Here is an 8,901-nt window from a genome sequence, read left to right as displayed (position 1 = left end):
ATTTGCCTGGCGGCCATAGCGCCGTGGAACCACCTGATCCCATGCCGAACTCAGAAGTGAAACGCGGTAGCGCCGATGGTAGTGTGGCATTCGCCATGCGAGAGTAGGACACTGCCAGGCACCCAATACAAGAAACCCCGCTCATCGAGCGGGGTTTTTTATTGCCTGAAATTTGAGTCTTTGGCACTCATCGTCATGTGATAGCCCCCTTATGAGGCTTTTGTTCGATTCCCTCCCCGTATCTTGTCCCGCATTTTTTGCATCGTTTCGCTCGAAACTCATCCATTTATCCCACTGGTTGGATATAAAAAACACAGAATGTGATGCCTCTACCTTTCTTGTGATGCCCGCTCTGCTTTAATTCGTCTGCTCACGTTCGATGGGCCAAGGAATCACAATAATTTGAGGAATGGACACATGTTCAAAAGAACAGTAACGATGATGCTGGCGGCGGGAACCCTGGTATTAGGCGGTTGCGCATCCCATGGTGGTGCAGAACAGGCGGCAGACAACAGCGATTTCGGTGGCAAATCCATCTACCTGCGTGGGGAGATGAACGACTGGATGGCAACCGATGCGAGCAAGGTGGTCAAGGTCGCTGACAAGCTTTACATGGCCAAAGGCACGCTCAAGAAAGAGTGGGCTCCCTACAAGTTCAAGTTCGCCGACTCCGGCTGGAGCTGTGGCACCAACTTTGGCTACAAGAGTCCGAGTGACGGCGTCGCCGTACTGGGCGGAGAGCCTGTGCCGGTCAACCCCTGCTCCAAGTATGAGGACATGAAATTCTCGCCGGATGCCGACGGCGTCTACGAGTTCTATCTGAATATGGCGGGTGAGACGCCAAGCGTGTACGTCAAGAAACCCTGAGTGCTTTCTGATCGCTAAATCTTTCAGGAAATGAATCAGTTAAATGCCTCGGCCCAGAAACCTGCTGGCCGGGGCATTTTTTTAGGATAGAATCGGCGCCCTCATGGCAGTAGTTATACTATATATTGTGTTATTTTTTATAAATGTCACTATTGGTTGTGTTTTTGTCGCTATCATGACGTTGATGCATTCACATAAGGTTGATTGAAAATGGCTAAATCCAACCCGGTGCTGGAGAGTGAACTCGGCTCCCGCCTCATCCCCCTGCAGGAAACGTCCCTCGAGATCTGGGACAGCAAGTATCGTCTCAAGAGCAAGGATGGGGCCCCCATAGATGGCTCTATCGACGAGACCTACCAGCGGGTTGCCCGCGCCCTGGCTGAGCAGGAGTTGGAGCCTGATGCCTGGTATGAGCCCTTCCTGTGGGCGCTGCGCAACGGCGCCATTCCGGCGGGGCGTATCACCTCCAACGCGGGTGCCTTCGAGCACAAGCCGGCCACTTCAACCATCAACTGTACCGTCTCCGGTACCATCGAAGATTCGATGGACGATATCCTCGGCAAGGTGCACGAGGCCGGCCTGACCCTGAAGGCCGGCTGCGGCATCGGTTATGATTTCTCGACCCTGCGCCCGCGCGGCGCCTTCGTCTCGGGTGCCGGTGCCTATACCTCGGGCCCGCTCTCCTTTATGGATATCTATGACAAGATGTGTTTCACCGTCTCGTCAGCCGGCGGTCGCCGCGGCGCCCAGATGGGCACCATGGATATCCGTCATCCCGATGTGATCGAATTCATCCAGGCCAAGCGGGAAGATGGCCGCTTGCGTCAGTTCAACCTCTCCCTGCTCATCACCGAGGATTTCGTCAAGGCGGTGAAAGAGGATGCTCCCTGGTCGCTGATCTTCCCCTACACGGCCAAAGAGGTGGAGCAGGACGGTATTGGGCTGGACGATCCCGAAGTGGTGTTCTGGGCCGACTGGCCCAACAAGGAAGGGGTGGTCATCAACGCGCTGGGGCAGGTGGCCTGCAAGGTCTACAAGACCATGCCTGCCCGCAAGCTGTGGAACGTCATCATGACCTCCACCTACGACTATGCAGAGCCCGGCTTCATCCTGATCGACAAGGTCAATCAGATGAACAACAACTGGTTCTGTGAAGAGATCCGCGCGACTAACCCCTGCGGTGAGCAGCCCTTGCCCCCCTACGGTGCCTGCCTGCTGGGGTCGGTCAATCTGACCCGGTTTGTGCGCGATCCCTTTACTGAACAGGCTGCCTTCGACTGGCAGGGGTTTCGCAAGGTGGTGGCCATCTTCACCCGCATGCTGGACAACGTGGTGGAGATCAACCAGCTGCCGCTGGCCAAGCAGCGCGAGGAGATCACAGCCAAGCGCCGTCACGGAATGGGCTTCCTCGGCCTTGGCTCGACCCTCACCATGCTGCAGATAAAATATGGCTCAGCTGCCTCCGTCGCCTTCACCGAGCAGGTATCCCAGGAGCTGGCCATGACTGGCTGGCAGGAGTCCCTGCGTCTTGCGAAAGAGAAGGGGGTTGCCCCCATCATGGAGCAGGAGTTCGAGGTAACCGGCAAGATGCTGCGCCTGCGCCCCGAAATGGCGGCCGATGGCATCAAGCTGGGTGACAAGGTGAAGGGCAAGGTGCTACATGCGCGCTACAGCCGCTACATGCAGCAGGTGGCCGAGGTGGATCCCGCCCTGGTGGCCGAGCTGGCCGAGGTAGGGGGGCGTTTCACCCACCACAGCAGCATAGCGCCGACCGGTACCATCTCCTTGTCGCTGGCCAACAACGCCAGCAACGGTATCGAGCCGAGCTTTGCCCATCACTACAGCCGCAACGTCATCAAGCCAGGCAAGAAGAGCAAGGAGAGCGTGGATGTCTACTCGTTCGAGCTGCTCGCCTACCGCGAGCTAGTGAACCCCGGCGCAATGCCTTACTCGGAGGATGACGCCAGCCGCCTGCCGGGCTACTTCATCACGGCCGACGACATCAGCCCGGCCCAGCACGTGGACATTCAGGCCGCGGCCCAGCGCTGGATTGATTCCTCCATCTCCAAGACTGCCAACGTGCCGACCGATTTCCCGTTCGAGCAGTTCAAGGACATCTACATGTATGCCTCGGACTCGGGGCTCAAGGGCTGCACCACCTTCCGCTTCAACCCTGAGGCCTTCCAGGGCGTGCTGGTGAAGGAGAAGGATCTGGAGAACACTCAGTACGAGTTCACCCTGGAGGATGGCTCCGTCATCTCCGTCAAGGGTAACGAAGAGATCGAATACGATGGCGAGCTGCATACCGCTGCCAACCTTTATGACGCCTTGAAAGAAGGCTATTACGGTAAATTCTGAGAACAGACTATGGTCAAGAAGATCGACAAGAAAATCGTCGCCTACAAGGTGAAAACCCGGGATGAGCCGCAGGAAGATCTGGCCCCGCAGGATGACGTGGTGCACATGCACGAAACCGTGCTGCGCCCGGAGCGGCTGATGGGCACCACCTACAAGCTGAAGACGCCGGAGCATGTCTCCGAGCACTCGCTGTTCATCACCATCAACGACATCATTCTCAACGAGGGCACGGTGCACGAGACCCGTCGCCCGTTCGAGATCTTCATCAACTCCAAGAGTCTGGAACACTATCAGTGGATAGTAGCGCTGACCCGCATCATCTCGGCGGTGTTTCGCAAGGGCGGGGATGTCACCTTCCTGGTGGAGGAGCTGAGATCCGTGTTCGATCCCAAGGGCGGCTATTGGAATAAGGGCAAGTATGTTCCCTCCCTTATCGCCGAAATTGGCAACGTGATCGAGACCCATCTCACCGAGATCGGCATGATCAAGCTGCCGGGGCTGGATGAGCATCAGCAGGCGTTTCTGGCCGAGAAACAGGCCGAGCTGAAGGCGGCTCAGGAAGCCGAAGAGCAGCAGGCCGGCAGTGGTTTCCCGGCCAGTGCGGCACTCTGCTACAAGTGCAATACCAAGGCGCTGGTGCAAAAGGATGGCTGCATGACCTGCCTCAACTGCGGCGACTCCAAGTGTGGCTGACAAGCCACTGAGCACTTGAACAAGACCGGCCACAGTGCCGGTCTTTTTATTGCTGCTTTTCTGTTCGAACGATCCTGCCGTTCAAGCGATTTGTTGCGCGATAGTAAAATCGGGCGTAGCGTTGGGGGTAATAAAACTGTCACGCTCGTGTGGTTTCAATGACATCTGAGATTCACACACGTGGCACCTTCAGTGCCAAGGAGGATGCTTATGGACAATACGGACCGAAAGCTGTTTATCCTGGATACCAACGTTCTGCTTCACGAACCCCTCGCCATCTACTCCTTCAAAGAGCACGACGTGCTCATCCCCATGACGGTGCTGGAAGAGCTCGACAACATCAAGGATCGCCACAAGGATGTCAGCCGCGATGCGCGGGTGGCCATTCGTGCGCTGGAAGACGTGTTCCGCGATGCAACGCCGGAGCAGATCACCCAGGGCGTACCGCTGGCGGGTGAGGCGAGCGGCAATATCTGTATCTTCAGTGACCACCATCTGCCCCAGGATGCCGAGGTGTTCACCGACAAGGAGGCGGACAACCGCATCATCAACGCTGCCCTCTATCTGCAAAAGCATGAGATGAAACGCCAGGTGGTGCTGGTGACCAAGGACATCAACATGCGCCTCAAGGCCAAGGGGGCCGGGTTGGCGCACGTCGAGGATTATCGCAGCGACCAGCTGATCGACGATATCCGTCTGCTGGCCAAAGGCTTTCAGGTGGTGCCCGGCAGTTTCTGGGAGCGAGTCGGCGAGTGCGACAGCGAGACCCATGGCCGCGATACCGTTCATGTGATCGACTCGAACTTGCTGGAGGGGGTACACGTCAATCAGTACCTGCTTGACGAGGAAAACTTCTTCGCCGCCCGGGTATTGAGCAACGATGGCCACAAGATCCGCATCAAGGATCTGGGCCGTGAGCGGCTGATGTCACGCAAGGCCTGGGGTGTCCATCCCAAGAACGTCTATCAGGGCATGGCGCTGGATGCCTTGCTCGATCCGCACATCGATCTGGTGATCCTGACCGGCCCGGCCGGTTGCGGCAAGACCTTGCTGGCCATGGCTGCCGCACTGGAGCTGGTGATTGAGAAGGGGATTTACGAGAAAGTCATCGTCACTCGGAATACCCCCGAGATTGCCGAGAGCATCGGCTTCCTGCCCGGCACCGAAGAAGAGAAGATGATGCCCTGGCTGGCGGCGGTGACAGATACCCTGGAGGTGCTGCATAAGCAGGACGAGAACATGAGTGGCTCGCTGAGCTACATCATGGAGAAGGCCAACATCCAGTTCAAATCGGTCAACTTCATGCGCGGGCGCAGTATCCAGAACACCTTCGTGCTGCTGGACGAGTGCCAGAACCTGACCGCGTCCCAGATCAAGACCATCATCACCCGTTGCGGTGAGGGGACCAAGATCGTCTGCTCCGGCAACCTGGCCCAGATCGACTCCAACTACCTGAGCCCGGTGACCTCGGGTCTGACCTACATAGTCGAGCGTTTCAAGGATTTCGACGGCAGTGCCAACATTTTCCTGAACGGGGTGGTGCGCAGCAAGCTCGCCTCCTTCGCCGAGGAAAACCTCTGATTTAACGCAGCATCTTCATATGAAAAAGGGGAAGCCACTTGGCTTCCCCTTTTTTGATCCCGTCACCGGTTCAGTGTCCCAGGGTCATTGCCCAAGGTAGCGCAGCAGGCCGGGATGATCGCTGTTTTGCAGTATATCCGGTGTACCCTGCAGGGCGATGCGGCCCTCGTCGACAAACAGCACCTGATCGGCGATGAGTTGCGCATCTTCCGGATTGTGGGAGACCATCAGCACTGTGATGGCCTGCTCGCAGGCGAGCCTGGCCACCTCCGCCAGCATCTCCCGGCGCAGGGCGGGATCGAGCGCAGAGAAAGGCTCATCCAGCAGCAGCAAGGGCTTGCCACGCACAAGGGCGCGCGCCAGCCCGACCCGCTGTTGCTGGCCGCCGGAGAGCTGCTCCGGCAGCCGTGCCAGCATGTCGCCAAGGCCGACCCGCTCTGCGGCCTGTTTCACCTGTGCCTGCTGAGCCGGGCTCAAACGCAGGCCCGGATGCAGACCGATGGCGATATTGTCGAACACCGACAGGTGCAGGAAGAGGTTGTGATCCTGAAACAGGGTGGTCACAGGCCGCTCGGCAGGCCCCAGCGGCAGCAGATCTTCGCCGTCGAAGCTGAGGGTGCCGGACTCCACCGGTACGAAACCGGCGATCATGCCGAGCAGGGTCGACTTGCCCGCCCCGCTTGGCCCTATCAGCGCGGTAATTTCTCCCTTGGGCAGGGTCGCACTGAAGCTGACTCGCCAATCGGGGTAGCTGGTGACCAGCCCATCAATGTTCAGCATTTTTTCCTCCAAGCCCGCGTTCTACCAGCCAGAACAGGGAAAAACAGAGCGTGAGCAGCAGCAGGGCGGTGGCGGCCGCCTCGGTCAGCCGGTAACTGCCGAGCTGCTGATAGAGCAGCCAGGGCAATGTGGTGAGCTCCTGGCTGCCAAACATGGCGATGGCGCCGAGATCCCCGAGCGACAGTATCATCGAGAGCGCCATGGCCAGTGCCAGCGGGCGGCGCAGCAGGGGCCACTCCACCAGCCGCAGGCGATGCAGACCGCGCACCCCCAGGCTGTCGGCCAGTCTATCGTACTGGCGCACCACCAGCTGCATGGGGGCTGAGAGGGTGCGCAGCACATAGGGTAGCGCCATCAGGGCGTTGACCAGTACCACCAGCCAGGGCCCCAGTGCAAAAACATCGGTAAAAGGCATGAACATGATGAAGAGGCCAGTGGAGAGCACCACCGCCGGTATCATCAGGATCATGGATCCGCTGGCTTCCCACAGGGCGGCGGCCCGCCGCTGACGGGTGCGTACCTTGAGGTGACGGCTGGTGAGCAGCAGGCCGCTGCCGAGCAGGGTGGCCAGGGTACCCGCCGCCAGCGCGATCAGCAGCGACTGGCCGCTGGCCTGCCACAGCTGTGCCGAGGCCAGCGCCGTCAGCAGGCCGGGATTGAAACCGGCCACCAGGATTGCCAGCAGAGGCGGCAGGAAGATGGCGAGCCCGGTGCAGAGCGCCACGGCATCCACCAGCACTGTCCCCGGTTGATGACGATCCGGTCGCAGACAGGGGCGATGGCTGCTGATCCGGCTGGCCGGTGTGGTCTGCAGCTTGTGTTGCAGCAGGAGCAGAGTGGCGGTCAGGATCAACTGCACCAGCGCCAGGCCGCCGGCGGTAGCGAGGTCGAAATCAAAGCGCAGCGCCTGATAGACGGCCACCTCCAGCGTGGTGGACCTGGGTCCACCCCCCAGCGCCAGCACAGTGGTGAAGCTGGTGAAACAGAGCATGAAGATGAGGCTGGCAAGCCCCGGCAGTATGCCGCGAATGAGCGGCCACTCCAGCAGCCGGAAGATGTGGGAGGAACGCATGCCCAGCTGACTGGCGAGACGCCAGCTCGATTCGGGGATGCTCTCTATGCTCTGCAGCATAAGGCGCGCCGCCAGCGGCATGTTGAAGAACACATGGGCCAGCAGTATGCCAAACAGGCCGTACAGGTAGTTGCCGGGATCCAGCCCCAGGCCGCGCAGCAGCTGTGATAGCCAACCCTGTTTGCCGTGCACCGCTACTATGCCGAAGATGGCGATGATGACCGGCAGCACCAGGGAGAGCCCAAACAACTTGAGCAGCAGGCGTCGACCGATGAAGCGGCGCCGCGCCAGCGCTCTTGCCACCGGAATGGCTACACCTAAGCTCAGCAGGGTGGAGAGCAGCGCCTGCCCCAGGCTGAAGCCCAGCACATGGCGCAGATAGGGATCGGCCAGCAGGGTGCGGGGGGCCAGCGAACCGGCCTGCCACAGCAGGGCGACGAGCGGCCCCAGGGACAACAGCAGGATCAAGAGGGTGGCTGCGCTACCCGGCAGCCACCAGAGGGGACGAACCTGTGGTTTTACGAAGAGACGGCTCACTGGGTGACGGCTTGCAGCCACTCGCGGATCCAGTTCTTGCGATTGGCGGCCACCTCATCGCTGGTGAAACTCAGCGGCTTGCTGACTGTGATCATCTGCTCGAAGCCCTTGGGCAGCGGCGCATCTGTTACCGGATACATCCAGTTGCCGGCAGGGATCTCCTGCTGGAAGGCGGGGCTTATCATGAACTGCAGAAACTGGTCGGCCAGCTTGCCCTGTTTGGCGCTTTTCAGCTTGGCGGCCACTTCCACCTGACGGTAGTGCCCCTCTTCGAAGGCGGCGGCCTGATACTGGGGCTTGTTCTCGGCGATCAGGTGATAGGCAGGGGAGCTGGTGTAGGAGAGCACCATGTCTGCTTCCCCATCGAGGAACATGCCATAGGCTTCGGACCAGCCCTTGGTCACAGTGACCGTCTTTTTGGCAAGCTCGGTCCAGGCGGCAGGCGCCTGATCGCCATAGACGGACTTCATCCACAGCATCAGTCCCTGACCCGGGGTAGAGGTGCGGGGATCCTGATAGATCACCTTGAGATCCTGGCGTTCTACCAGCTCTTTCAGGCTCTTGGGGGGCGCTTTAAGTTTGTCCTTGTTGTAGACAAAGGCGAAGTAGCCGTAGTCATAGGGGACGAAGGTGTCATCCTGCCAGCCGCCCGGTACCTGGATGCCATCGAGCTTGGTGGTATGCGGGGCGAACAGGCCGCTCTGCTTGGCTTCGCTCAACAGGGCATCGTCCAGGCCCAGCACCAGATCGGCCTTGCTGTGCTTGCCTTCCAGCCGCAGCCGATTGAGGATGGCGACGCCATCTTCCAGCGCCACAAGATTGAGGTTGCAACCGCACTCTTTCTCGAATGCCTGCTTGATCTTGGGACCGGGTCCCCATTTGGCGGTGAAGGAGCTGTAGGTATAAACGGTGAGGGTGTCAGCCGCGAAGGCCTGGGTACTGAGCAGGCCGGTGGCAACCAGCAGCAGGGTTTTCATCAAGCGGCACTCCCTGTTAATGATGAGGTGCCAGCG

Annotated in this window: 7 protein-coding genes and 1 rRNA gene; 5 read left to right on the top strand and 3 right to left on the bottom strand. The window is 59.6% G+C overall.

Annotated elements, in window-relative coordinates:
* The first annotated feature begins 5 nt into the window (after positions 1-5).
* The 5 genes from rrf (at position 6) to GWQ31_RS12345 (ending at position 5,499) form a co-directional block, all read left to right on the top strand.
* Positions 6-120: ribosomal RNA gene (gene rrf / locus GWQ31_RS12365) — 5S ribosomal RNA — on the top strand.
* 297 nt (positions 121-417) lie between these two features.
* Complete coding sequence (locus GWQ31_RS12360; RefSeq protein WP_275909472.1) at positions 418-867, top strand: pullulanase; 450 nt, start codon at positions 418-420, stop codon at positions 865-867.
* A gap of 210 nt (positions 868-1,077) precedes the next feature.
* Positions 1,078-3,225 (top strand): adenosylcobalamin-dependent ribonucleoside-diphosphate reductase, encoded by a 2,148-nt coding sequence (locus tag GWQ31_RS12355; protein WP_275909471.1) that lies wholly within the window; start codon positions 1,078-1,080, stop codon positions 3,223-3,225.
* Positions 3,226-3,234: 9 nt separating this feature from the next.
* Positions 3,235-3,918, top strand: coding sequence for an NrdJb (locus GWQ31_RS12350; protein WP_059113114.1), 684 nt, complete (start codon positions 3,235-3,237; stop codon positions 3,916-3,918).
* 210 nt (positions 3,919-4,128) lie between these two features.
* A complete protein-coding gene (locus GWQ31_RS12345; protein WP_043556002.1) occupies positions 4,129-5,499 on the top strand; it encodes a PhoH family protein in 1,371 nt (456 codons plus the stop codon).
* Positions 5,500-5,583: 84 nt separating this feature from the next.
* On the opposite strand, the gene thiQ is transcribed toward GWQ31_RS12345, so the two are convergent.
* The 3 genes from thiQ to thiB are packed head-to-tail and all read right to left on the bottom strand — an operon-like array spanning position 5,584 to position 8,865.
* A complete protein-coding gene (gene thiQ / locus GWQ31_RS12340; RefSeq protein WP_059168441.1) occupies positions 5,584-6,279 on the bottom strand; it encodes a thiamine ABC transporter ATP-binding protein in 696 nt (231 codons plus the stop codon).
* Positions 6,266-7,888, bottom strand: a complete 1,623-nt coding sequence (thiP, locus tag GWQ31_RS12335) for a thiamine/thiamine pyrophosphate ABC transporter permease (protein ID WP_169047623.1) — start codon at positions 7,886-7,888, stop codon at positions 6,266-6,268. Before thiP ends, thiQ begins: the two co-directional genes overlap by 14 nt.
* Complete coding sequence (gene thiB, locus GWQ31_RS12330) at positions 7,885-8,865, bottom strand: thiamine ABC transporter substrate binding subunit (protein ID WP_275909470.1); 981 nt, start codon at positions 8,863-8,865, stop codon at positions 7,885-7,887. Before thiB ends, thiP begins: the two co-directional genes overlap by 4 nt.
* Positions 8,866-8,901 lie beyond the last annotated feature (36 nt).

Source organism: Aeromonas sp. 2MA4, from assembly GCF_029237305.1.
GTDB classification, from domain to species: Bacteria; Pseudomonadota; Gammaproteobacteria; order Enterobacterales; family Aeromonadaceae; genus Aeromonas; species Aeromonas salmonicida.
The sequence above is the reverse complement of the archived record's forward strand: the minus strand, read 5'-3'. Positions and strand labels throughout refer to the sequence as shown.

Bases quoted from the DNA above. Each gene is read 5' to 3' on its own strand.
- thiB (WP_275909470.1), bottom strand. From the start codon at position 8,865: ATGAAAACCCTGCTGCTGGTTGCCACCGGCCTGCTCAGTACCCAGGCC.
- GWQ31_RS12355 (WP_275909471.1), top strand. From the start codon at position 1,078: ATGGCTAAATCCAACCCGGTGCTGGAGAGTGAACTCGGCTCCCGCCTC.
- thiQ (WP_059168441.1), bottom strand. From the start codon at position 6,279: ATGCTGAACATTGATGGGCTGGTCACCAGCTACCCCGATTGGCGAGTC.
- GWQ31_RS12350 (WP_059113114.1), top strand. From the start codon at position 3,235: ATGGTCAAGAAGATCGACAAGAAAATCGTCGCCTACAAGGTGAAAACC.
- GWQ31_RS12345 (WP_043556002.1), top strand. From the start codon at position 4,129: ATGGACAATACGGACCGAAAGCTGTTTATCCTGGATACCAACGTTCTG.
- GWQ31_RS12360 (WP_275909472.1), top strand. From the start codon at position 418: ATGTTCAAAAGAACAGTAACGATGATGCTGGCGGCGGGAACCCTGGTA.